39 protein-coding genes are annotated in these 24043 nt (G+C 40.9%); all 39 read left to right on the plus strand.

Translation table 11 applies throughout. The features are described 5' to 3' along the window. The first annotated feature begins 474 nt into the window (after positions 1–474). Entirely contained in the window at positions 475–783 is a 309-nt protein-coding gene (gene rpsJ / locus AX762_RS11645; protein ID WP_071849275.1) for a 30S ribosomal protein S10, read from the plus strand. Between the two features lie 37 nt (positions 784–820). Continuing rightward, positions 821–1453, plus strand: a complete 633-nt coding sequence (gene rplC / locus AX762_RS11650) for a 50S ribosomal protein L3 (RefSeq protein ID WP_071849276.1) — start codon at positions 821–823, stop codon at positions 1451–1453. 24 nt (positions 1454–1477) lie between these two features. Continuing rightward, the gene (gene rplD / locus AX762_RS11655) at positions 1478–2101 is read left to right on the plus strand and encodes a 50S ribosomal protein L4 (RefSeq protein WP_071849277.1); all 624 of its coding nucleotides are present in this window, start codon (positions 1478–1480) and stop codon (positions 2099–2101) included. Next, positions 2101–2391 (plus strand): 50S ribosomal protein L23, encoded by a 291-nt coding sequence (gene rplW / locus AX762_RS11660; protein WP_071849278.1) that lies wholly within the window; start codon positions 2101–2103, stop codon positions 2389–2391. Before rplD ends, rplW begins: the two co-directional genes overlap by 1 nt. Positions 2392–2446: 55 nt before the next feature. Next, positions 2447–3286, plus strand: coding sequence for a 50S ribosomal protein L2 (rplB, locus tag AX762_RS11665; protein WP_071849279.1), 840 nt, complete (start codon positions 2447–2449; stop codon positions 3284–3286). 74 nt (positions 3287–3360) lie between these two features. Beyond that, complete coding sequence (gene rpsS, locus AX762_RS11670) at positions 3361–3636, plus strand: 30S ribosomal protein S19 (protein WP_071849280.1); 276 nt, start codon at positions 3361–3363, stop codon at positions 3634–3636. 21 nt (positions 3637–3657) lie between these two features. Continuing rightward, entirely contained in the window at positions 3658–4014 is a 357-nt protein-coding gene (gene rplV / locus AX762_RS11675; RefSeq protein WP_071849281.1) for a 50S ribosomal protein L22, read from the plus strand. A gap of 3 nt (positions 4015–4017) precedes the next feature. Then, entirely contained in the window at positions 4018–4674 is a 657-nt protein-coding gene (rpsC, locus tag AX762_RS11680) for a 30S ribosomal protein S3 (protein WP_071849282.1), read from the plus strand. 3 nt (positions 4675–4677) lie between these two features. Next, positions 4678–5109, plus strand: coding sequence for a 50S ribosomal protein L16 (rplP, locus tag AX762_RS11685; RefSeq protein WP_071849283.1), 432 nt, complete (start codon positions 4678–4680; stop codon positions 5107–5109). Continuing rightward, on the plus strand, positions 5099–5290 hold the full coding sequence (gene rpmC / locus AX762_RS11690; protein WP_071849284.1) for a 50S ribosomal protein L29: 192 nt from the start codon (positions 5099–5101) through the stop codon (positions 5288–5290). Before rplP ends, rpmC begins: the two co-directional genes overlap by 11 nt. A 41-nt stretch (positions 5291–5331) precedes the next feature. Beyond that, entirely contained in the window at positions 5332–5595 is a 264-nt protein-coding gene (gene rpsQ, locus AX762_RS11695; RefSeq protein WP_071849285.1) for a 30S ribosomal protein S17, read from the plus strand. 75 nt (positions 5596–5670) lie between these two features. Continuing rightward, positions 5671–6039, plus strand: a complete 369-nt coding sequence (rplN, locus tag AX762_RS11700; protein WP_071849286.1) for a 50S ribosomal protein L14 — start codon at positions 5671–5673, stop codon at positions 6037–6039. A gap of 33 nt (positions 6040–6072) precedes the next feature. Next, positions 6073–6378, plus strand: a complete 306-nt coding sequence (gene rplX / locus AX762_RS11705) for a 50S ribosomal protein L24 (protein ID WP_071849287.1) — start codon at positions 6073–6075, stop codon at positions 6376–6378. 29 nt (positions 6379–6407) lie between these two features. Next, a complete protein-coding gene (gene rplE / locus AX762_RS11710) occupies positions 6408–6947 on the plus strand; it encodes a 50S ribosomal protein L5 (protein ID WP_071849288.1) in 540 nt (179 codons plus the stop codon). A gap of 33 nt (positions 6948–6980) precedes the next feature. Then, positions 6981–7166 carry a type Z 30S ribosomal protein S14 gene (locus tag AX762_RS11715; protein ID WP_071849289.1) on the plus strand — a complete coding sequence of 62 codons (186 nt, stop codon included), beginning with the start codon at positions 6981–6983 and terminating at the stop codon, positions 7164–7166. A 37-nt stretch (positions 7167–7203) separates the two neighbouring features. Continuing rightward, a complete protein-coding gene (gene rpsH, locus AX762_RS11720; protein ID WP_071849290.1) occupies positions 7204–7602 on the plus strand; it encodes a 30S ribosomal protein S8 in 399 nt (132 codons plus the stop codon). A 32-nt stretch (positions 7603–7634) separates the two neighbouring features. Next, positions 7635–8171, plus strand: coding sequence for a 50S ribosomal protein L6 (rplF, locus tag AX762_RS11725; protein ID WP_071849291.1), 537 nt, complete (start codon positions 7635–7637; stop codon positions 8169–8171). 102 nt (positions 8172–8273) lie between these two features. After that, positions 8274–8639: a 50S ribosomal protein L18 gene (gene rplR, locus AX762_RS11730; RefSeq protein ID WP_071849319.1), complete on the plus strand. Its 366-nt coding sequence runs from the start codon at positions 8274–8276 to the stop codon at positions 8637–8639. A 22-nt stretch (positions 8640–8661) separates the two neighbouring features. Then, the gene (gene rpsE, locus AX762_RS11735; RefSeq protein ID WP_071849292.1) at positions 8662–9165 is read left to right on the plus strand and encodes a 30S ribosomal protein S5; all 504 of its coding nucleotides are present in this window, start codon (positions 8662–8664) and stop codon (positions 9163–9165) included. 14 nt (positions 9166–9179) lie between these two features. After that, positions 9180–9359 (plus strand): 50S ribosomal protein L30, encoded by a 180-nt coding sequence (gene rpmD / locus AX762_RS11740; protein WP_071849293.1) that lies wholly within the window; start codon positions 9180–9182, stop codon positions 9357–9359. Between the two features lie 51 nt (positions 9360–9410). Then, on the plus strand, positions 9411–9851 hold the full coding sequence (gene rplO / locus AX762_RS11745) for a 50S ribosomal protein L15 (RefSeq protein ID WP_071849294.1): 441 nt from the start codon (positions 9411–9413) through the stop codon (positions 9849–9851). Positions 9852–9853: 2 nt separating this feature from the next. Next, entirely contained in the window at positions 9854–11152 is a 1299-nt protein-coding gene (gene secY / locus AX762_RS11750; RefSeq protein ID WP_071849295.1) for a preprotein translocase subunit SecY, read from the plus strand. A 119-nt stretch (positions 11153–11271) separates the two neighbouring features. Next, positions 11272–11916 carry an adenylate kinase gene (locus tag AX762_RS11755; RefSeq protein WP_071849296.1) on the plus strand — a complete coding sequence of 215 codons (645 nt, stop codon included), beginning with the start codon at positions 11272–11274 and terminating at the stop codon, positions 11914–11916. A gap of 173 nt (positions 11917–12089) precedes the next feature. Further along, positions 12090–12308 (plus strand): translation initiation factor IF-1, encoded by a 219-nt coding sequence (infA, locus tag AX762_RS11760; protein ID WP_071849297.1) that lies wholly within the window; start codon positions 12090–12092, stop codon positions 12306–12308. Positions 12309–12344: 36 nt separating this feature from the next. Then, positions 12345–12458, plus strand: a complete 114-nt coding sequence (gene rpmJ, locus AX762_RS11765) for a 50S ribosomal protein L36 (protein ID WP_034299928.1) — start codon at positions 12345–12347, stop codon at positions 12456–12458. A 24-nt stretch (positions 12459–12482) separates the two neighbouring features. Then, positions 12483–12848, plus strand: a complete 366-nt coding sequence (gene rpsM / locus AX762_RS11770) for a 30S ribosomal protein S13 (RefSeq protein ID WP_071849298.1) — start codon at positions 12483–12485, stop codon at positions 12846–12848. A 29-nt stretch (positions 12849–12877) separates the two neighbouring features. Beyond that, complete coding sequence (gene rpsK / locus AX762_RS11775; protein WP_071849299.1) at positions 12878–13276, plus strand: 30S ribosomal protein S11; 399 nt, start codon at positions 12878–12880, stop codon at positions 13274–13276. 69 nt (positions 13277–13345) lie between these two features. Then, positions 13346–14290: a DNA-directed RNA polymerase subunit alpha gene (locus AX762_RS11780; RefSeq protein WP_071849300.1), complete on the plus strand. Its 945-nt coding sequence runs from the start codon at positions 13346–13348 to the stop codon at positions 14288–14290. Positions 14291–14316: 26 nt separating this feature from the next. Further along, positions 14317–14733 carry a 50S ribosomal protein L17 gene (rplQ, locus tag AX762_RS11785; protein WP_071849301.1) on the plus strand — a complete coding sequence of 139 codons (417 nt, stop codon included), beginning with the start codon at positions 14317–14319 and terminating at the stop codon, positions 14731–14733. A 373-nt stretch (positions 14734–15106) separates the two neighbouring features. Then, on the plus strand, positions 15107–15946 hold the full coding sequence (locus tag AX762_RS11790; protein WP_071849302.1) for an energy-coupling factor ABC transporter ATP-binding protein: 840 nt from the start codon (positions 15107–15109) through the stop codon (positions 15944–15946). Further along, positions 15922–16797 carry an energy-coupling factor ABC transporter ATP-binding protein gene (locus AX762_RS11795; protein WP_071849303.1) on the plus strand — a complete coding sequence of 292 codons (876 nt, stop codon included), beginning with the start codon at positions 15922–15924 and terminating at the stop codon, positions 16795–16797. Before AX762_RS11790 ends, AX762_RS11795 begins: the two co-directional genes overlap by 25 nt. Further along, complete coding sequence (locus AX762_RS11800; protein ID WP_071849304.1) at positions 16794–17591, plus strand: energy-coupling factor transporter transmembrane protein EcfT; 798 nt, start codon at positions 16794–16796, stop codon at positions 17589–17591. Before AX762_RS11795 ends, AX762_RS11800 begins: the two co-directional genes overlap by 4 nt. A 366-nt stretch (positions 17592–17957) precedes the next feature. Next, positions 17958–18743, plus strand: coding sequence for a tRNA pseudouridine(38-40) synthase TruA (gene truA / locus AX762_RS11805; protein ID WP_071849305.1), 786 nt, complete (start codon positions 17958–17960; stop codon positions 18741–18743). A gap of 3 nt (positions 18744–18746) precedes the next feature. Further along, positions 18747–19493 (plus strand): nucleoside/nucleotide kinase family protein, encoded by a 747-nt coding sequence (locus AX762_RS11810; protein WP_071849306.1) that lies wholly within the window; start codon positions 18747–18749, stop codon positions 19491–19493. Positions 19494–19562: 69 nt separating this feature from the next. Further along, positions 19563–20288 (plus strand): hypothetical protein, encoded by a 726-nt coding sequence (locus AX762_RS11815; RefSeq protein ID WP_071849307.1) that lies wholly within the window; start codon positions 19563–19565, stop codon positions 20286–20288. Between the two features lie 105 nt (positions 20289–20393). Next, on the plus strand, positions 20394–21098 hold the full coding sequence (locus tag AX762_RS11820) for a response regulator transcription factor (protein WP_071849308.1): 705 nt from the start codon (positions 20394–20396) through the stop codon (positions 21096–21098). Continuing rightward, a complete protein-coding gene (locus tag AX762_RS11825; protein WP_071849309.1) occupies positions 21079–22455 on the plus strand; it encodes a cell wall metabolism sensor histidine kinase WalK in 1377 nt (458 codons plus the stop codon). Before AX762_RS11820 ends, AX762_RS11825 begins: the two co-directional genes overlap by 20 nt. Before the next feature lie 59 nt (positions 22456–22514). Then, positions 22515–23126 carry a YdhK family protein gene (locus tag AX762_RS11830; RefSeq protein WP_071849310.1) on the plus strand — a complete coding sequence of 204 codons (612 nt, stop codon included), beginning with the start codon at positions 22515–22517 and terminating at the stop codon, positions 23124–23126. Positions 23127–23431: 305 nt separating this feature from the next. Continuing rightward, positions 23432–23905, plus strand: a complete 474-nt coding sequence (locus AX762_RS11835) for a CopY/TcrY family copper transport repressor (RefSeq protein WP_071849311.1) — start codon at positions 23432–23434, stop codon at positions 23903–23905. Positions 23906–24043 lie beyond the last annotated feature (138 nt).

Genomic DNA, 24043 nt, shown 5'->3' on the forward strand with positions numbered 1-24043 from the left:
CCGGACGAGGCATCGACAGATCGATAGCCGAAACGACTTGGGTGGATAGCTGTTACAGGAGGAAGGATGGAAGAAAACAAAAAGTAATAGTAATATATAGAAGAAACAGCAAAAAGAGAAAAGCACTATACAGGTGAGATATTTCAAACTTTCGCGACGCTAGAAAAAAATAGACGAGGAATAAAAAGGTGCGCACGTGAAAACTTTTACGTTATTAAAAAAAAGAAAGAAAAAGACTTGATTAAATTATTTGTTGTCTGTATACTTATAAAGGTGTCTGTGAGTGACGCTTCTTTTCTGGAAAAAGAGCATACCGTAAGGGTTTTGCCCGACATCCAGAAGGGGAGGTTGAATCGCAGAACCAAGGCTAGGAAGCGAGAGGTTGCGACACACCCGGGTGCATTGCCATGGAGGGTCGTTGGAAATTTTCGTGGAGCTAGGTTTATTTTTTAAATAAGCGAAGGAGGGAAAATCATGGCAAAACAAAAAATACGTATTCGTTTGAAAGCTTACGAACATCGCGTGCTTGATCAATCAGCAGATAAAATTGTGGAAACAGCAATAAGAACTGGGGCGACCGTATCTGGTCCGATTCCATTGCCGACTGAACGTCAATTGTTTACTGTAATCCGTTCACCGCACGTATACAAAGACTCGCGCGAACAATTCGAAATGCGCACTCACAAACGTTTAGTGGATATTATAAACCCAACAGCTAAAACTGTTGATGCTTTAACTAAACTTGACTTACCATCAGGCGTAGACATTGAAATCAAACTATAATAAATAATAAAAAATATAAAATAACGGAGGTGTACTCATGACCAAAGGAATCTTGGGAAGAAAAGTCGGAATGACTCAAATGTTCAGTAAATCAGGTGAATTACTACCTGTAACAGTAATCGAAGTTCAGTCAAACGTTGTCTTGCAAGTTAAAACAACTGAGACAGACGGTTACAATGCTGTTCAATTAGGGTATGAAGATAAACGTGAAGTTTTATCTAACAAACCGGCACAAGGTCATGTTAAAAAAGCTAACACGGCTCCTAAGCGCTTCATTCGAGAAATACGAGATGCTGAGCTAGAGGACGTAGTAGTTGGAAATGAATTAAAAGTAGACACATTTGCAGAAGGTGACATCGTTGATGTCACAGGAACGTCTAAAGGTAAGGGATTCCAAGGGGTTATCAAACGTCACGGCCAAAGCCGTGGACCCGAAACTCACGGATCTCGTCATCATCGTCGTCCTGGTTCGATGGGTATGGCTACTCATCCCGGTAAAGTATTCAAAGGGAAGAAATTAGCTGGCCGTATGGGTGGAGAAGTAGTAACTGTACAAAATCTTGAAGTAGTAGGCGTTGATACAGAACGTAACGTTCTATTGATTAAAGGTAATGTACCTGGTTCTAAAAAAGCACTTATAGAAATTAAATCTGCAGTAAAATCTAAGTAATAGTAGGAAGGGAGGACTAGCAGAATGCCAACTGTAAAGTTATTTAAACAAGACGGAACGCAAAATGGTGAAGTAACTTTAAACGATGCGATCTTTGGGATCGAACCAAACGAAAACGTTGTTTTTGATGCAATCACTATGCAACGTGCGTCTTTAAGACAAGGAACACACGCAGTAAAAAACCGTAGCGCAGTACGTGGCGGGGGACGCAAACCATGGCGTCAAAAAGGAACTGGACGTGCGCGTCAAGGTTCAATCCGTTCACCACAATGGCGTGGAGGTGGCGTTGTCTTCGGACCAACACCACGTTCATACAGTTACAAATTACCGAAAAAAGTTCGTCGATTAGCTATTAAATCTGTTTTATCTGCGAAAGCAGCAAGCGATGAAATCATCGTATTAGAAGGTTTGAACTTCGATGCACCGAAAACAAAAGAATTCAGAGCTGTGCTTACTAATCTTGATTCAAGTAGAAAAGCATTGGTTGTCGTAGAAGATGATAATGAATTTGCAAAATTATCTGCACGTAATATTCCCGGAGTTAAAGTAGTAGCTCCTAACAATGTATCCGTGCTAGACGTTGTTTCGCATGACAAACTCATCTTGACGAAGGCTGCTCTGGAAAAAGTAGAGGAGGCTCTTAATTAATGGATGCACGCGACATAATATTACGCCCGATCATTACTGAAGCTTCGATGTCTGCTATGGAAAATAAAAAGTACACATTTGAAGTTCATGTTCGCGCTAAAAAAACAAACATCAAAAAAGCTGTTGAAGAATTATTCGATGTAAAAGTTGACAAAGTCAACGTTATCAATACAGCTCCTAAACCTAAACGCATGGGACGTCACGAAGGTCATACTAAAAAACGTCGTAAAGCGATTGTAACTTTAAAAGCTGATTCTAAAGATATTGCATTGTTCGGAGACGAAGAATAAGAACTTAATTTTAATATAGGTTTCGATAAACTAGCTTAACAAGGAGGGGAATAACGTGGCAATTAAGACATACAAAGCTACCACAAACGGACGTCGTAACATGACAGGGTCTGATTTCGCAGAAATCACAACTAATAAGCCTGAGAAAAGCTTACTAAGACCAAGCCCAAAACGTGCCGGACGTAACAATGCTGGTAAAATTACTGTCCGTCATCAAGGCGGCGGCCACAAACAAAAATACCGTGTGATTGATTTCAAACGTCAAAAAGATGACGCCCGCGGTATTGTTAAAACCATTGAATATGATCCAAATCGTTCCGCAAACATCTCATTGATTCAATATGAAGATGGAACGAAAACTTACATCTTATCACCTAAAGGAATCGAAGTAGGCCAAAACATCTATTCAGGTCCTGATGCTGATATCAAAGTAGGGAATGCCTTACCATTATCTAATATCCCTGCTGGTACAGTAGTACACAACATTGAAATGAAACCAGGTAAAGGCGGACAATTAGTTCGTTCAGCCGGAACTTCAGCTCAAGTATTAGGTAAAGAAGGTAAATACGCACTTATTCGTTTAGGTTCAGGAGAAACACGCTTGATCTTAGCTAGCTGTCGCGCAACGATCGGTGCAGTTGGTAACGAACAACATGAATTAATCAACATTGGTAAAGCAGGACGTAACCGTTGGTTAGGTAAACGTCCGTCAGTTCGTGGTTCTGTAATGAACCCTAACGATCACCCACACGGTGGTGGTGAAGGTAAAGCGCCTATTGGTCGCCCAAGCCCAATGTCACCATGGGGTAAACCAACTCTTGGTAAGAAAACACGTTCAAGTAAGAATCGTTCAGATAAACTTATCGTACGTCGTCGTAAAACTAAGAAAAAATAAGCAAAAATAAGCCAAACAGCAAAAAAATTATAACGAGAAATATTATGGGGTAAACCCGAAGAGGAGGGCAATACATGAGCCGTAGTTTGAAAAAGGGACCTTTCGTCGATGATCATTTGATGAAAAAAGTTCGCGAAATGGATGATGACAAGAAACGTGTAATTAAGACATGGTCACGTCGTTCAACTATCTTTCCGAACTTTGTAGGTTATACCATTGCCGTATATGACGGAAGAAAACATGTGCCAGTCTATGTTCAAGAAGACATGGTTGGACACAAATTAGGTGAATTTGCACCAACAAGAACGTACCGCGGACACGGAAAAGATGACCGCACTACGAAACGTTAAGAGCGAAGGGAGGATACATTCATGGCAGAAACAGTAACAGCAGCTAAAGCAACTGCTCGTACGATTCGCATCGCACCACGTAAAGTACGTATGGTGATCGATACCATCAGAGGGAAAAGTGCTGCAGAAGCTATTTCTATCCTTCGCTTCACTAACAGAGGCGCAGCGGTAGCGGTAGAGAAAGTTTTAATGTCAGCGATAGCAAATGCTGAACATAATTACGATATGGATATTGAAGAATTAGTCTTAAGTGAAGCCTATGTAAATGAAGGAGCTACTTTAAAAAGGTTCCGTCCACGTGCTAAAGGTGCAGCATCACGAATCAACAAACGTACTAGCCACATTACCATTGTGGTAACAGAGAAGAAGGAGGGGTAATCAGTGGGACAAAAAGTAAATCCTCATGGTATGCGTGTTGGCGTCATTCACGACTGGGACGCAAAATGGTACGCAGAAAAAGATTTTGCAGACAAATTACATGAAGACCTTGCTGTTCGTGAGTACATTGCTAAAAAATTAAGTGATGCCTCCGTTTCTCGTGTAGAAATCGAACGTGCAGCAAACAGAGTTAATGTTTCAATTCATACTGCTAAACCAGGAATGGTTATTGGTAAAGGCGGAACAGAAGTTGATTCATTAAGAAATGGATTAAATAAATTAACTGGTAAACGAGTACACGTTAATATCGTGGAAATTAAAAGACCAGATCTAGATGCTTTATTAGTAGCTAAGAGTATTGCTGAACAATTAGAAAACCGTATTTCATTCCGTCGTGCACAAAAACAAGCTCTTCAACGCACAATGCGTTCAGGTGCTAAAGGTGTCCGTACAATGGTTGCTGGTCGACTAAATGGAGCAGATATCGCTCGTAGCGAAAGCTTTGCTGAAGGAAGTGTTCCTTTGCATACTATTCGTGCAGATATAGATTATGCTAACGAAGAAGCCGATACTACCTATGGTAAAATCGGAGTCAAAGTATGGATTTATAAAGGAGAAATTCTTCCTGAAGTTAAGGAAGACAAGAAAGGAGGGAAATAATCAATGTTAGTACCAAAACGTGTAAAACACCGTCGCGAATTCCGTGGTAAAATGCGTGGAGAAGCAAAAGGCGGCAAAGAGATCGCTTATGGTCAATATGGTTTACAAGCACTTGACTCTGTATGGATCACAAGTAGACAAATTGAATCAGCTCGTGTAGCGATGACTCGTTATATGAAACGTGGTGGGAAAGTTTGGATTAAAATTTTCCCTCACAAACCAGTGTCAGCTAAGGCAATTGGTGTTCGTATGGGTTCTGGTAAAGGAGCTCCTGAGAGCTGGGTATCACCTGTCAAACGTGGTAAAATAATGTTTGAAATTGGTGGAGTATCTGAAGAAGTAGCTCGCGAAGCATTGCGTTTAGCTTCACACAAACTACCGGTTAGAACTAGAGTAGTAACTCGTGAAGAAAGTGGTGACTCAAATGAAGGCTAATGAATTAAACAGCTTATCCACTACTGAATTAATTGAAAAAGAAGCAGAATACAAAGAAGAGCTATTTAACTTACGCTTTCAATTAGCTACTGGACAATTAGAAAACACCGCTCGTATAAATGCAGTACGCAAAAATATCGCGCGTGTTAAAACTGTATTGCGCCAAGCTGAAACGGCATAGTAAGAAGATAAAGCAATAGCTTATTCAAAGGAGGCTAGCAAATGGCTGAACGTAATAATCGTAAAGTGTATCAAGGAAAAGTGACTTCTGACAAAATGGATAAAACCATTGTTGTTGAAATCGCAACTCAAAAACAACATCCTAAATACAAAAAACGTATAAAATACTCAACTAAATTTAAAGCACATGATGAAAATAACACTGCTAAAACTGGCGACGTTGTTAAAATCATGGAAACACGTCCGTTATCTAAAGATAAACGATTCCGTTTATTAGAAGTGGTTGTTGAATCAGTAGTTTTATAATACGAAATCCGGGAAACCGGGAGCTACACAACGACGGAGTAATCTTTGTCGTGAGTTTGAAAGGAGGATCCTAACGTGATTCAAACAGAAAGTCGTATGAAAGTCGCTGACAACTCTGGGGCACGTGAAGTGCTTGTCATTAAAGTTTTAGGTGGATCAGGAGCCAAAACTGCTAACATTGGTGACGAAGTAGTTGTTACTATAAAACATGCTACACCAGGCGGCGTTGTCAAAAAAGGGGACGTTACTCGTGCAGTAATCGTTCGTACTAAATCTGGCGCTAGACGTGCAGATGGTTCTTATATTAAATTTGATGAAAATGCATGTGTAATAATTCGTGAAGATAAAGCACCACGTGGAACACGTATCTTCGGACCAGTTGCTCGTGAATTGCGTGAAAATAACTTTATGAGAATTGTTTCGTTAGCTCCGGAAGTTTTATAATTCCGATAAACGTCATAAGGAGGTGCGATAGAAATGTTTGTAAAAACAGGAGATAAAGTCAAAATATTGACAGGCAAAGATAAAGGCAAAGAAGGCACTATATTAGCTGCTATGCCTAAACGAAACAAAGTTGTTGTTGAAGGACTCAATATTATGAAAAAACATACCCGTCCTACTGGTATGGGACAAGAAGGCGGAATTGTTGAAAAAGAAGCACCAATTCACGTTTCTAATGTTCAATTAATTGATCCGAAAACAAATGAATCTACTCGTGTAGGTTATAAAGTTGAAAATGGTAAAAAAGTTCGTTACGCTAAAAAATCTGGCGAAGAACTTTAATCTAAAGTAGGAAAGGAGGGCATTCATAAATGACACGCCTTAAAGAAAAATATAACAATGATGTACGTAAATCATTAGTTGAAAAGTTTGACTACACTTCTATCATGGAAGCACCATCAGTTAATAAAATCGTTATCAACATGGGTGTTGGTGAAGCTGTATCAAACACAAAAAACTTAGATAAAGCAGTAGAAGAATTGAAATTAATTTCTGGACAAAAACCAATCATCACGCATGCAAAAAAATCTATTGCTGCATTCCGTTTACGTGAAGGTATGCCAATCGGTACTAAAGTCACACTACGTGGCGATCGCATGTACGATTTCTTAGATAAATTAGTTACTGTTTCATTACCTCGTGTACGTGACTTCCGTGGAGTAAGTAAAAACTCATTCGACGGACGTGGAAACTACACGTTAGGAATCAAAGAGCAACTTATTTTCCCTGAAATCAATTATGATGATGTGGACAAAGTTCGCGGTATGGACATTGTTATTGTAACATCAGCTAACTCCGATGAAGAAGCTCGTGAATTACTTGGACAATTGGGAATGCCGTTCCAGAAATAACCTAAACTACCTATTAGGAGGGTAATTGTAAAAATGGCTAAAAAATCAATGATTGCAAAACACAAAAAACCAGCCAAGTTTTCGACCCGTGAGTATACCCGTTGTGAACGTTGTGGACGCCCACATTCTGTATACAAAAAATTTAAATTATGCCGTATATGCCTGCGTGAGCTAGCATATAAAGGTCAAATTCCTGGATTGAAAAAAGCAAGCTGGTAAACAAAACGAAAACTCGCCGTAAAGGAGGCTACAACGAATGGTCATGACAGATCCAATTGCAGATTTCTTAACTCGTATTCGTAACGCTAATAGCGCGCGCCATATGAAAGTAGAAATTCCTGCTTCTAACATAAAAAAAGGTATGGCCGAAATCCTGAAATCGGAAGGTTTCATCAAGGGTTTTGAATTCGTGGAAGATGATAAACAAGGTATCATCCGCGTTTTCTTGAAATATGGTCAGAACAACGAACGTGTCATTACTGGTTTGAAACGTATATCTAAACCAGGCTTACGCGTTTATGTCAACGCAGAAGAAATGCCTAAAGTGTTGAACGGACTAGGAATAGCTCTCGTATCTACATCAGAAGGTATTGTAACAGATAAAATTGCTCGTGCTAAAAATATCGGTGGAGAAGTCCTCGCATACGTTTGGTAATGAGTTAAGATAGATGAAGGAGGTGCCGGACTTTGAGCCGTATTGGAAAACTACCAATCACAATTCCTGAAGGTGTTGAAGTAAACATCGACGGAAATGTGGTCACAGTTAAAGGGAAAAACGGAGAATTAAGCCGTGAATTAAGCCCAATTATTGATGTAAAAATTGAAGATAATCAAATAATATTTGAACGAAATAATGAATCAAAAACTAGTCGTTCGATCCACGGAACAACTCGTGCCAATGTGAATAACATGGTAGAGGGTGTTGCTGTAGGTTTTGAAAAGATTCTTGATTTCAATGGTGTTGGTTACCGTGCGCAAAAACAAGGTAACAAGTTGATTTTGAACGTCGGACTATCTCACCCAGTTGAATTTGAAGCAGTAGAAGGACTAACCGTTGAGGTACCATCTAACACTGTTGTTTCTATTAAAGGTGCAAATAAAGAAAGCGTTGGCGCATTAGCTGCCAACATTCGTTCCGTACGTCCACCAGAACCTTATAAAGGTAAAGGTATTCGCTATCGTGGCGAAGTCGTACGTCGTAAAGAAGGTAAAACGGGTAAATAATAAGTTGAAAGAAGACACTATAACGATCTGTTGTAACGTTCTGCTTTCCTTTTTACCGGGGAACCTATTGATCTCATAACTATGAGAATTTTGAATAAAGAGGTGACAATTGTGATTACAAAACCAGATAAAAATAAATTACGTCAAAAAAGACATAAACGCATTCGCAGAAACCTTTCTGGTACTGCTGTGCGCCCACGTTTAAGTGTGTTCCGTTCGAACACAAACATCTACGCTCAATTAATTGACGATGTAGAGGGTGTAACGCTCGCAAGTGCATCTTCCTTAGATACTGACGTTTCAGGAGATTCGAAAGTTGAAGAAGCTGCTGCGGTAGGAACTTTGCTCGCTAAACAAGCTAAAGACAAAGATATTTCTGTCGTTGTTTTCGACCGTGGAGGATATCAATATCACGGACGTGTGAAAGCTTTAGCAGACGCAGCTCGTGAAAACGGACTATCATTCTAAAGAAAAGGAGGAATAACAGTATATGACAACTCATATAGATGCATCTAAATTAGATCTTGAAGATCGCGTAGTTGCAATCAACCGCGTAACTAAAGTTGTTAAAGGTGGACGTCGTTTACGTTTCGCTGCTTTAGTAGTAGTCGGAGATAAAAACGGACATGTTGGTTTTGGCACAGGTAAAGCACAAGAAGTACCAGAAGCAATCCGCAAAGCGATTGAAGCTGCTAAAACTAATATAGTACAAGTACCTATGGTAGGTACAACATTGCCTCATAAAGTTATCGGACGTCACGGTGGCGGTAATATTATCATGAAACCAGCTGCTGCCGGTTCTGGAGTTTCTGCTGGTGGTCCAGTACGTGCAGTATTAGAATTAGCTGGCGTACAAGACGTTTCTTCTAAGTCCGTCGGATCCAGTGCACCAATCAACATGATTCGTGCAACAATCGATGGAATTAAGCAATTGAAACGTGCGGAAGACGTAGCAAAACTTCGTGGAAAATCTGTCGAAGAATTACTTGGATAAGGAGAGATGACACAATGGCAAACTTAGAAATCACTTTAAAACGTAGTTTAATTGGTCGTCCTCAAAGACAACACCAAGTAGTAAAATCTTTAGGTCTAAGAAAAATCAACTCTTCAGTTGTAAGACCTGATAACGATGCAGTACGAGGCGCAATTAAACATATCGCTCATTTAGTAGAAGTTAAAGAAGTTTAATGAGCAAAGAGTATATTTAACAGAGTCTATTTAAAGGAGGTGCCAAGATTTATGAAACTTCATGAACTAAAACCTGCCGAAGGATCTCGTAAAACACGCAACCGTGTTGGTCGTGGATCATCTTCTGGTAACGGAAAAACATCCGGTCGTGGTCAAAAAGGACAAAATTCTCGTTCAGGTGGTGGAACACGCTTAGGTTTCGAAGGTGGACAAACTCCATTATTCCAAACTTTACCAAAACGTGGGTTTACAAACTATACCCGTAAAGAATTTGCAATTGTCAATTTAGATACATTAAACCGATTTGAAGAAGGTACAGAAGTTACTTCAGAATTACTAGTTAAATCAGGAGTAATCAAAAACAAAAAATCCGGTATTAAAGTGTTGGCGAAAGGTAACATCGATCGTAAACTTACTGTGAAAGCACACAAGTTTTCTGCTGCAGCTAAAGAAGCGATCGAAACTGCCGGTGGATCAGTAGAGGTGATTTAAGTATGATCGAGCTGATTAAAGGTGTTATTAAAGAAAAAGATGTTCGTAGTCGTGTGATGTTCACCCTTGGCATTTTAATCGTTTTTCGTTTAGGTACACACCTTACAGTGCCTGGCGTAAACGCCGATTCCTTAGGTGATTTATCAAGCACTGGTTTATTCAACCTATTAGACACTTTTGGTGGTGGTGCCCTTAGCAGTTATTCAGTATTCGCTTTAGGTGTTTCACCTTACATTACGTCTTCTATCGTCATTCAACTTTTGCAGATGGACGTCATTCCCAAATTCAAGGAATGGTCTGAGCAAGGTGAAGTCGGTCGTAGAAAGTTGAATCAGGCAACACGCTATTTAACAATTTTCTTAGCATTTTTCCAAGCTATCGGTATTTCTTATGGATTCAATGCATTAACGGATTTAGGGTTAGTACGTAATCCGGGACCGGCAACATATATGACTATTGCAATCATATTAACAGCAGGAACGATGCTAGTCATGTGGCTAGGTGAGATGATCACTGTTCACGGTTTCGGGAACGGCGTATCGTTCATCATCTTTTCTGGTATTATTGCACGTTTTCCGCAGGACATTGGTCAATTCTATAACACACAGATCAGAAATGCAGGGGATGAAATTGTTGGTGCCTGGGTACTAGCAATCACCATCTTGGTTGCATTTATCTTACTGGTATTATTGATCACTTATGTAGAAAATGCTAAACGTAATATACCGGTACGTTACTCTAAACGTGCCAGCACTTCGAAAGACAGTGCTGTATTGCCATTGAAAGTAAACTCAGCTGGTGTTATTCCAGTTATTTTTGCTAGTTCGTTTCTTATGACGCCACAGATTATTCTTGGCTATTTTGCTCAAGGGAATCAAGATGCGGGATGGTTCCAAGTGTTGAATAGTGTATTCAACCTTCAAGAACCGATGGGTGCTGTTCTTTATACAGTCCTTATTGTCTTGTTTACGTTCTTCTACGCGTTTATTCAGGTCAATCCTGAAAAAGCTGCTGAAAATTTACAAAAACAAAACGGCTATATCCCTAGTATACGTCCAGGACGAGCAACCGAAGAGTACATTGGTTACATGCTTATACGCTTAAGTACAGTGGGAGCCATTTATTTAGGAACGATTTCATTGCTTCCAATTATTGCTTCTGCTTTATTCAATCTGCCTGGTTCGCTTGCATTAGGAGGAACAAGTTTACTCATCGTAGTTGGTGTGGCACTTGACTCTATGCGACAATTGGAAGGATTATTAAGTAAGAAGAATTACCAAGGTTTCATTCAGCAATCTTAAACGGTCATTGACAATTGAATTGAGACGATTTACCCAAATGTCATTGAGACATTAGTGGGTGGATCGATCTTTTTCCAATTATGCTGATGAAATATCTGAACTAAAAAGGAGGAAGCGTGATGAATTTAATCCTATTGGGACTTCCTGGAGCTGGTAAAGGAACGCAAGCATCACTGATATCGGATAAATATAATATCCCGCATATTTCAACCGGAGATATGTTTCGTGCAGCTATGAAGAACAAAACGGCTCTCGGTTTAAAAGCAAAAAAATATATGGATGAAGGCGAACTTGTTCCGGACAGTGTAACAAACGGAATAGTTAAAGAGCGTCTACAACTAGATGATGCAAAAAGAGGATTTTTACTCGATGGATATCCTCGTACATTGAATCAAGCTCAAGCGTTGCAGCAGGCTCTATCTTCTTCAAACAGAAGATTGGATCATGTGCTGTATATCAAAGTACCGAAAGAGATTTTGATGGAACGTTTAACTGGCAGATTCATGTGTTCAAATTGTGGAGCGACCTATCACAAAGTAGCCAATCCACCAAAAGTGGAAGGTACGTGTGATAAATGTGGTTCTCATGATTTTTATCAAAGAGAAGATGATAAACCGGAAACGGTCGAAAAGCGTATCAACGTGAATGAAGAGCAAACGGAAAAACTTGCTAAACACTATAGTGACTTTAATCTCGTTAGAGAAATCGACGGCGAACAAAGTCTGAAAAAAGTTTTCCATGACATTGTGGACCAATTAAACTAAGAAGTCCGATGTTTTATGATGAATCCTTGCAATGATCATGTATGCATGTTATAATAGTGCGAGCGTCAAAATGTAAAGATGTATTCAACTATTAGAGCGTGAATTTTGTGAGATGTCATAGTTTCACTCTATTAATGCGTACAAATGTGAGATATCAAAGGAGGAAACCAGGCGTGGTAAAAGACGATGTTATAGAGATTGAAGGAAAAGTCCTAGAAACATTACCTAATGCAATGTTCAAAGTAGAACTTGAGAACGGTCATGAAATTCTAGCACACGTTTCTGGCAAAATTCGTATGAACTACATTCGGATACTGCCTGGGGATAAGGTAACAGTCGAAATGTCTCCGTATGATTTAACACGTGGACGCATTACGTATCGATTTAAATAAGCTTAGGACTCCGAAGAAATCAAGGAGGGACAGTTCATGAAGGTAAGACCATCAGTAAAAAAAATGTGTGATAAGTGTAAAGTGATCCGTCGTAATGGCCGAGTAATGGTTATATGCGAAAATCCTAAACACAAACAACGTCAAGGATAATTTCTAAACAGGAGGTGCATAGACATGGCTCGTATAGCAGGTGTAGATATTCCACGCGACAAACATATCGTTATTTCATTAACTTATATTTATGGAATCGGTAAAACTACAGCGAAAGAAATTTTAGTAGCTGCAGGAGTTCCAGAAGAAACTCGTGTCCGTGAATTAACAAATGATCAACTAGATGCAGTTCGTGCTGAAGTAGATAAACGTAAAATTGAAGGCGATCTTCGTCGTGAAGTTAGCCAAAACATTAAACGTTTAATCGAAATTGGATCATACCGTGGCATTCGTCACCGTCGTGGTTTACCAGTACGCGGACAAAATACAAAAAACAATGCGCGTACGCGTAAAGGCAAAGCAGTAGCTATTGCCGGCAAGAAAAAATAATCACCAAAAGTTAGGAGGTCAATCTACGTATGGCTAAAGTGAAAAGACCCGCTCGCAATCGTAAGCGCAGAGTGAAAAAGAATATTGAACATGGAGTAGCACATATTCGTTCAACATTCAATAATACAATCGTAATGATAACTGATGTACATGGAAATGCAATTTCTTGGTCTTCTGCAGGCGCATTAGGTTTTAGAGGTTCTCGTAAATCTACTCCCTTTGCTGCTCAAATGGCTGCTGAAGCTGCTGCAAAAGGCGGCATGGAAAACGGCATGAAATCAATCGAGGTTTGTGTAAAAGGACCTGGATCTGGTCGAGAAGCTGCAATCCGTTCTTTGCAGGCAACAGGACTAGAAGTCACTGCAATTCGTGACGTAACACCGGTACCACATAACGGTTGCCGTCCTCCAAAACGTCGTCGTGTATAATAATATATACTAATGGTGTCGTTTTTGGGATAGCGTTAATTAACGTTTTGAAAGGGGTAAACGGATTATATGATCGAAATTGAAAAGCCGGTAATAGAAACAGTTGAGATCAGTGAAGATGGGAAATTTGGCAAGTTTGTCGTAGAACCGCTAGAGCGAGGATACGGGACAACTTTAGGCAATTCCTTACGCCGCATCTTATTGTCATCTTTGCCAGGTGCTGCCGTCACAACTTTACAAATCGATGGTGTTTTACATGAATTCACTGCAATCGATGGTGTTGTTGAAGACGTCACTGCCATCATTTTAAATTTGAAGAAACTTGCACTTAAGTTGTATTCTGAAGAAACAAAAACCATTGAAATAGATATCGAAGGGCCCGCAACGGTAACAGCTGCAGACGTTATTTTCGACAGTGATGTTGAAATAATGAATCCTGATCTCTATATTTGTACAGTCTCTGAAGGTGGACACTTACATGCTCGCATGGAAGCTCACAAAGGCAGAGGTTATGTACGCGCTGAACACAACAAACACGATGATATGCCGATAGGTGTATTACCGGTTGATTCGATTTATACCCCAATTAGCCGCGTAAATTACCATGTCGAAAATACACGTGTTGGAGAAAAAGAACAATATGACAAGTTAACTCTTGACGTCTGGACAGACGGATCGATTTCTCCAGAAGACGGTGTTAGTCTTGCCGCTAAAATCATGACTGAACATTTAAATATTTTTGTTAACTTAACAGAAGAAGCTCGTGAAGCAGAGATTATGGTCGAAAAAGAAGAAACGCAAATGGAAAAAATGTTGGAGATGACCATCGAAGAGTTGGATCTATCTGTGCGTTCTTATAACTGCTTAAAACGGGCTGGCATCAACACTGTTCAGGAATTAACAAATAAAACAGAACCAGAAATGATGAAAGTCCGTAACTTAGGACGTAAATCGCTGGAAGAAGTAAAATTAAAACTTGGCGAGCTTGATTTAGGCTTACGCGAAGAAGAATAATTTGTGTTTAAGGAGGATTTCAACCAATGGGTTATCGTAAATTAGGACGTACTAGCTCTCAACGTAAAGCAATGCTTCGTGATTTAACATCTGACTTGTTTATCAACGAACGTATTGTGACTACTGTGACTCGTGCCAAAGAAGTATCTAAAATGGCAGATAGAATGATCACATTAGGCAAACGTGGAGACTTGCACGCACGTCGTCAAGCTGCCGCTTTTGTTCGTAATGAATTAGCAACTGTATCAGAAACTGAAGACGAAATCGTAGTACAATCAGTATTGCAAAAATTATTCAATGATTTAGGCCCTCGTTTTGCAGAACGCAATGGAGGATATACTCGTGTATTGAAAATGGGACCTCGTCGTGGTGACGGTGCTCCAATGGCTGTTTTGGAATTAGTAGAAAAAACAGCAGTTTCAAGCGATGTAGAAGCTGAATAATTAAAGTTTAATAAACTATAACCAAATCACTTTTGGATGTATGATGAGCGTTATGATGATGGAAGGAACTATTTTCCAAGTGTCTAGCTCAGTTTCTCCTGGGGACATCCTCAGGAGAAACACCATATATCGTAAAGTGTTTTTTTATTATCATTAATAAACCATACATAAGCAACTGTACAATCTTGAATTCCAACATTTCATACACGATTTAATTCTTGAAGTTACATCATTAATAGGTATTCAAACTTTTTCGCTATTGTTATACTAAGGTGTTTTTGGTAATCTTGTATTGTTGAATAACTGTCAAGACACCTTGATAATTACATTGAAATTAAAGGTTCGTGACCGAATAAAAAAGTTGAGGTAAATCATGACTGAAATTATACGTTTGAAAAATATAACTTACAAATACACTGATGAAGATCTACGTCCTGCTTTACAGGATGTTTCTTTTTCGATCAATAAAGGTGAATGGGTGGCCATCATCGGTCCAAACGGATCGGGCAAATCGACCTTAGCAAAAACCATTAATGGCTTAATTGAACCAGACAGTGGTGAAGTTGAGGTTGGGGGACTAAAGCTTAACGAGAAGAATGTCTGGTCTATCCGTGAAATGGTCGGGATGGTGTTTCAAAACCCGGATAACCAGTTTGTTGGGTCGACCGTTCAGGATGATGTCGCTTTTGGCCTGGAAAACTTAGGCGTTCCCCGTGATGACATGATCGAACGTGTGAGAAATGCTCTGGAGAAAGTAAACATGCTTGAATTTGCCGAAAGAGAACCGGCAAGACTTTCAGGTGGTCAAAAACAACGTGTCGCCATAGCGGGGATCGTCGCTCTGCGTCCGGCTATCATGATTTTGGACGAGGCAACAAGTATGCTCGATCCGCAAGGCAGAGAAGAAGTGTTGCGTACCGTCAAGGAAGTCAAAGAACGGGAAAATTTGTCTGTTTTATCGATTACCCATGATATCGATGAAGCGGCGGAAGCTAACCGCATCCTTGTGATGAGAGACGGGAAAATGATTCAGGAAGGCTCACCGGAAACTATCTTCTCTTTTGGGGGAAAATTAGTGGAAATGGGTCTGGATCTACCGTTCCCTGAGCGCTTGAAAGCCTCATTAAAAGAACAGGGTCTAGACGTCCCGCAGGATTATTTAACAGAAGAAGGGATGGTGGACTGGTTATGGACATCGGTTTCCAAGATGTAGGCTATACCTATCAGAAAGGTACACCATTTGAAAGCAAAGCCATTTATGACATTAATCTTTCCATCAAAGACGGCTCCTTCACTGCCATAGTTGGTCACACAGGCAGTGGGAAATCAACGGTATTGCAGCATCTAAATGCCTTGAAAAAACCCACTGAAGGTGTGGTCACGATCGGTGACCGTGTGATCACGCGTATGTCAGAAAATAAAGGCCTTAAATCGCTGCGTAAAAAAGTGGGGATCGTCTTCCAGTTTCCAGAAGCCCAGTTGTTTGAAGAAACAGTCGGCAAAGATATTGCTTTTGGCCCTAAAAACTTCGGTATGACTGAAAAGGAAGGGCTCGAAAAAGCCAGAGAACTCTTGCCTGTAGTTGGATTGGACGAAACGTTCATGGAACGTTCTCCGTTTGACTTATCCGGGGGACAAATGAGACGGGTCGCTATTGCCGGCGTGTTGGCTATGGAACCAGAAGTACTGGTTCTAGACGAACCTACGGCAGGTCTAGATCCTCAGGGTCGTAAAGAAATAATGGATATGTTCCACAGTTTATATAAAAATAAAGGCTTGACCATCGTTTTAGTTACGCATCAGATGGATGATGTGGCAGCGTATGCGGACCATATGATTGTTCTTGGAGGTGGGACCGTTATGAAAGAAGGACACCCAAGAGATATCTTCCAGGAAACGGACTGGCTAACTAGTATGCAGCTCGGTGTTCCTTCAACGGTCAGGTTTGCACATGAACTGGAAGAGAAATTCAAGTGGACGTTCGATCCGCTGCCGCTAACGACTGATGACTTAGCCAGACAGATAAAAGAGAAGCTAACCAGTAAGGGCGGTGAACGCTCATGATGGATAAACTGATATTTGGACGCTATATCCCAGGTGATTCACTGATCCACCGTTTGGATCCTAGAACTAAATTGATAGGTGCAATCTCGTTTATCATTATCATTTTTCTGGCAAATAACTGGATTTCATACTTAGCTCTGATCGTTTTTGTATTAACGGCGGTCAAGCTTTCTGGTATCAATCCAAAATTCTTTATCAATGGTGTAAAGCCACTTATTTGGCTGATTCTGTTCACGGTCATACTGCAGATCTTGTTTACGAGTGGACAGACCATCTGGTTCAGATTCGGCCCGATCATCATTTCTCAAGAAGGCTTGCTGAACGGTGTCTATATCTTTTTCCGTTTTGTGTTGATTATTTTTATGTCGACCATCTTGACGTTAACGACGATGCCATTATCTTTAACGGATGCGATCGAGTTCCTGTTACGTCCGCTGAATGCCGTTAAAGTTCCTGTTCACGAAATTGCCCTGATGTTATCTATTGCCCTGCGTTTCGTGCCGACATTAATGGATGAAACCGAAAAAATAATGAACGCTCAGCGCGCACGTGGAATCGATTTCGGTGAGGGAAATATCTATGAACAAATGAAATCAATTGTTCCGTTACTGATCCCGCTGTTCGTCAGCTCCTTTAACCGGGCGGAAGAATTGGCCACAGCGATGGAAGCCCGCGGATACAAGGGCGGCGAAGGCCGAACGAAATACCGTCAGTTGTCCTGGGAAACCAGAGACACATCGGTAATGGTTGCCTTCGGTGTCCTCTCCGTTGTATTATTTTTATTAAGATCATAAGCAGAAGGATAAAGATGAGAATCTTTATCCTTTTTCCTTTATATTAAAAGAAGAGATACTTGTCTAAGGACTAGTATGCACATCATGAAGAGTTTGTTAAGGGATATAGTAAAGCGGTAAGTGCCGATTAGCTTTACTCGTGCAGAAGAAAGACCTGGGTAATACCAATAGGGTTTTGCTTAGGCATGTTCGCCTAAGCATTCATCTTGAGTGAGGCTAAGAAGCACCAATTAAACATAATCAGGAAAAAAGAGTATTGACTAGGGCAGATAAAGTCAGGATTAGGCACGAGGCTAATCCTATCTATCTTAAGGAGCTTAAAGTAGTATTGAAGAAGACTTATGCAACATGAAAAGGACGATGAAAATGACAGTTTTGAGATATAAAGCAAAAATCGTATACGATGGCACACAATTTTCCGGGTTCCAAGTGCAGCCCGATATGCGGACGGTTCAGGGAGACTTGGAAAAAGCTGTGACCAAGCTAGCCAAAGGACAAGAAGTCCGCGTTCACGGAGCAGGCCGTACGGATGCCGGTGTTCACGCGAGAGGACAGATCATACATTTTGATTTTCCTTTTGAGATCGACGCGGATGGCTTGATGCTCGGGATGAATTCAGTGACATCCTCTGAAATTACTATTTTAGACGTTGAACGCGTAGAAGACACCTTTCATGCGCGTTATCTGGCCAAAGGGAAGAAATATACATACCGTGTTGACAATAACCAGTTTCGTGATCCTTTTTTAAGATACTACAGTCATTATCACCGCTATCCGATGAATAAAGAAAAAGTAGAAAAAGCTCTGGCGCAGCTTGCCGGCACACATGACTTCACGAGCTTTGCCTCGACGCATTCTGACAAGGAAAACAAAGTGCGTACCCTCTATCAGGCATCGGTGGAAGTGAATGAAGACACGAATGAGTGGGTATTCACGTTTGTCGGGAACGGCTTTTTATATAATATGATTCGGATCCTGATCGGGACGCTTCTGGAAGTCGCTGACGGCAGACGCAAGCCGGAGGAAATTCAGGGCATTATCGCGGCAGAAGATCGCGAAGCTGCCGGAATGACCTTGTCGCCTGTCGGGTTATGCATGGAAGAAGTATACTATGAAATGGAAGACATTCCCGGGTACCCAAAGGAGGAATAACGCATGGTTCATAAGCAATATAAAGTGACCGGCCATCTGATCGATGTGTCATATATAGAAAAAGAAGTGAATGAGATCTTCAAACCTTTACTTGAAAAACTTGTTATGCTCAGGAAAGAGAAGAATGAGCGTGTCATCGTGTATTTGGCTGCACCTCCCGGGGCCGGCAAGACGATCTTATCTTTATACTTGGAAGATCTATATAATGAACAGGGATACACGTATACGTTCCAGTCGATTGCGATGGACGGGTTTCATCACGACAATGACTACTTGAATCAGCACACGATCATTAGAAACGGCAGAGAAGACCTTTTAAAGAAATACAAAGGAATACCCGATTCGTTTGATCTAACCTCGTTAACAGAGAAAATTGAGGCTCTCACACAACATCAGCAAGTCAACTGGCCAACTTATGACCGGGCTTTACATGATGTCTCGATAGAAACGATCTCGGTGGATGCCGATATTGTGCTGATCGAAGGGAATTATTTGCTTTTGGAAAAAGAGGGTTGGAATGAACTTAAAGAGTACAGTGATTACACCCTATTCATTCAAACCACTCTTTCGAATATAGAGGACCGACTGATTGAAAGAAAACAATTGGGTGGGGCCACTCCAGCAGAAGCGATGAGCCACTACGAGCAGACAGATAAAGTCAATGCTGAACTGGTTTTATCACATTCTGCCAAAGCGGATCTAACTCTGGAATTAACCAGCGACGGTCAGTTGAAAGAAATTTCAATTTAAAGTTCGAATCCATTATTTCTCCATAACTAACTTATATACTTTGGTTAAGAAGTAAGGGAGGCGTTAAAAATGATGAACAAAAAAGTAACTATATTAACAGTAGGTGTGTTGGGATTAGGCGGTTTGGCCGCTTTAAACACTGATTTTGCAGCTGCTGAAGAAAATACAGTAGACGCTTCAGCAGAACAGTCAGGTGTGTTTGGTTGGATGCAAGAGCACATGGGTCAAGGGTTCCAGGGATTTAACAGGGGCGAAAATACAGAAGGAGAATTCCAGCCTGGTTCTGGACCATTTAACCGTTCAGGTCAAGGACATATGGGCCAAGGCATGCATGGTGGAAGCGGTCTGGGCAATGGCTACGGCCATGGTTACGGAGCACAACAGTTCCAGGATGACGAATGGTTGGAAGAACGTGAAGCATTCAGAGAAGAGCAATTCGAAAATTTTGATCCAGATATGAGTGAAGAAGAATTTGAAGCATGGTTTGAAGAACATGACGCATTGAGAAGCGAGCGTTTTGGAGCGATGCATCCAGAGTGGGATGAAGAGTCGCTTGAAGAACGCGAGGCATTCAGAAAAGAACAGTTCAAAAACTTCGATCCAGATATGAGTGAAGAAGAACTTGAAGCATGGTTTGAAGAACACGATGCATTGAGAAGTGAGCATTTTGGAGCGATGCATCCGGAATGGGATGAAGAAACACTGCAAAAGCGCGACGAACTGAGAGAAGAACGTGAATCTTTCAGAAACGAACGCCGCCAAAATAATCGTCCATTCGAGGATTCAGAAGAATAAACGAAACCAACAAAATGACCTTTCCAGGAAGGTCATTTTTGTTAAATCAGCTTATCAGTGGTAGTATGATTTTAGAGAAAATTTATAACGATTTGAGGTGAGCCTATGCATGTATTAATTGTCGATGATGAACAGTCGATCTTGGATATCATTGAAGCCTATTTGAATACGAAGAATTACCGCGTGAGTCGGGCTGAAACAGGTCAGCAGGCACTCCAGATCGTTGAGAATGAAGAGATCGACTTCATTATTCTAGATATCATGCTACCCGATTTATCAGGATGGGAAGTCTGCCAGCAGGTCAGAGAAACATCGGCGGTTCCCATCATACTACTTACTGCCAAATCAACGGAACAAGATGTGCTGAAAGGACTGAACATGGGCGCGGATGATTATATCAAAAAACCCTTTAGTCCCAAAGAGTTGATTGCACGCATGGAAGCCGTCTACAGGCGGTCAGGCTTTTCAAGAGAAAATGAAACCAGATGGTCCTTCAATCAGAACCGGTTGATCATTTATCCTGAACGTCTGGAAGTTGAGGCGAGCGATAGAGCCATCAACTTGACGCACACCGAATTTCAACTGCTTAAACTGATGGCTGAACATCCTCAGCAAGCTTTTTCGCGCGAACACCTACTGGAATCGGTGAAGGGGCTGGAAGCCTCAGCGATGGATCGCGTGATTGACTCGCATATCAAAAACCTAAGAGCAAAGATTGAAGCTGATCCGAAAGAACCGACGTTTATTTTGACGGTCCACGGTGTAGGTTATCGATTCGGAGGTAAAAAAGATGAAGACCACACTATTTAGAAAGCTGTTTATACTGTTTCTAACTGGGAGTGCTCTTTTCATCTTTTTATTCAGTTTTCTCACGTTTCAACTCACGGAAAATCAGTTTGATCATTACCTTAGTGACCGATTCGTGCAGTCACGCGAGACGCTCGTCGGCCAGCTGGAAGAAAGCTACGTCGAGTACGGTGAGTGGAACACGGATGCGCTGGCGGGCATCAACTGGACCGGGATGCAGTCTCAAATCATGTTTACGGTCGTTACCCCTTCAGGAGAAGAAATCGTGCCTGAAGTAGGGATGATGTCAGATGGTCGCCGCATGATGCACGGAAATGGCAGTGCGATGCTGGAAACTGACGGAGATATACTGACGGAAACGATAGATTTATATGCGGATGATGTACCTATCGGAACAGCACAGCTGCAGTACCCGGGTGTACCGGATTATTCCGATCATGAACAGCAGTTTATCAGCGACTTGCTTGGCATGCTTGCCATTATCGCCGTTATTTCAATTATAGCAGCCGCGGTAGCCGCCTATTTGCTGTCCAAACGTTTGAGTAAACCGATCATAGAAACAAGCGATTTGACGGAAGCCATTGCCGATGGGGATTACAGCAGGCGACTCGAGCATCCTGAACCGATAGAAGAACTGAATAAACTGCAGACCAATGTCAATACGCTTGCGGATCAGTTAGCCATGCAGCAGACGATGCGGAACCAGCTCGTTTCTGACTTGGCTCATGAAGTCCGCACCCCTTTGACTACTTTGCAGGGAAACATCGAAGCCATGATGGACGGCGTCTGGCCGATGACTACAGAGCGGCTGGCACTGATCGAATTGGAAGTGAATCGCTTATCGCAGTTGATTGAAAAGATCGATCATATCGATGATGTCCAGTATCAGCAAAACGAGCTGAAGCTTGAGACCTTTGACCTGACCAAGCGCGTGGGTCAGATAGCAACGATCTACGAGCAGCGGGCGATGGAGAAAAAGATAGGATTAACGGTTGTCGGAGATCCTCTTCGGATCGAAGCGGATATCAGTCAGATCAGTCAGGTCATCACCAATCTCATTACGAATGCGATCAAGTTCACACCTGAAAAAGGAAAAATCACGGTTGACGTGAAAGAAGCGGATGGGTTTTGTCATCTTCTCGTTTCAGATACTGGTAAAGGCATAAGCAAAGAGAACCAGCAACAGATCTTTAATCGCTTTTATCAGGTCGAACCTTCGAGAAATACCAAGATCGAGGGTCAGGGACTCGGACTGGCAGTCGTAAAAAGTATCATAGATGCCCATCATGGTAAAATCAGAGTCGAGAGTGACGAAGGAAAAGGATCCGTGTTCGCGGTTATCCTTCCTATAAAACAATAAAACATACAAGGAAATAAAATTTGAAATAAAATAAAAAAAAGAAAGTAGTGGAAATTAGAATGAAAAAATTAATATTATTAGGATTAAGTACAACGTTTATCTTGATGGGGTGTACAGATACTAGCGACACCACTGAGCCAACTGAGCCAACTGATTCGAATACAGAGATGAATGTTGCCGAAGATGATGCTGTCCAAGATGAAATGGACGAAATGGACGAAATCGATGAAATGGCAGAAATGGACCATGATGGAGAAATCCCAACTGATTTGAAAAAAGCTGAAGAGCCTACATTCCCTGAAGGAAGTATTGCCATCATTACGGCGGCGCACATGCCAGGAATGGAAGGGGCAGAAGCTACGATAGTGGGCGCATTCGACACAACCGTTTATGAAGTAAGTTATACGCCTACTACAGGTGAAGAGAGAGTGACAAATCACCGTTGGGTCATACAGGAAGACTTGGCAGAGGGAACAGATGTAGCAGAGGCTGGCGATGAAGTTATTCTTGATGCCGAACATATGGCAGGCATGCAAGGGGCTACCGCCATAGTTGAGGAAGTTTATACTGGAACTGTTTACGCTGTCGATTATGACGCGACTACAGATGGCGAAAGAGTAACCAATCATATGTGGATGACTGAGGAAGAATTGGAAGCTCCGGAAGAGTAATCATCTTAACTTTTGCCTTCCAGCAAATTTTGAAAATAAAATATGTAACGACCTCAAAAGATAGAGTGTAATCTACCTTTTGAGGTCGTTTTTTTATTAGTAAAATAATTATATGTGGTGGATGAATGGCTATGTTCTGAAATAAATATTTCTTCTAAAGTTATATATATCGGAGAAATGCGTAATGGTTTGAATGGATATAAGAGTAATTATTATGAGAAAACAAAAACTCTTGACAAGTATCGTTTACAAGCGTAAACTTTAATCATGGTATACGATTACGTTTGTAAACAGGAGGTTAGAGGATGAATATAAAAGCAGTTCCCCCTCATATAACAGATGCCGAATGGGAAGTCATGAGGGTTGTGTGGGCTAATAAGCATGTAACCAGCAAAGAGGTCATCCTTATTTTGGAATCAAAAATGAATTGGAAACAGACAACGGTTAAGACTCTTTTAGGTCGCTTGGTTGAAAAAGGAGTCTTGGATACTGAGCAGGATGGGAGGAAATATATTTATAAAACAAAGTTTGAAGAGATGGTTTTTATTAAAGACTATGCAAACAATCTATTCCAGCGAATATGCAAGAAGGATATCGGTCATGTAATCGAAGATATAATTAAAGAACAAACACTAAGCTTTAACGATATAAAAAAAATTGAAGAGACTTTGATGAATAAAAAAGAGCTCGCTATTTCTGAAGTCGACTGTCAGTGCATATCGGGACAATGTGAATGTTCTCTGCATCAACATGGTGAAAAACCGAAATCAGCTGGTTAAGATATATTAAGAATTATAAATAGCACCACTTTTATAGTTTATAAAATCGGTAGAACTAAAAATATAAATCGATTTTAAAATAACATAACGCATTCAACCCTCTTTGAAATATGGTAGTCGATATAATATTTAATGGTT

Origin of the sequence: Alkalibacterium sp. 20 (assembly GCF_001885615.1) — a bacterium.
Taxonomy (GTDB): Bacteria; Bacillota; Bacilli; order Lactobacillales; family Carnobacteriaceae_A; genus Alkalibacterium.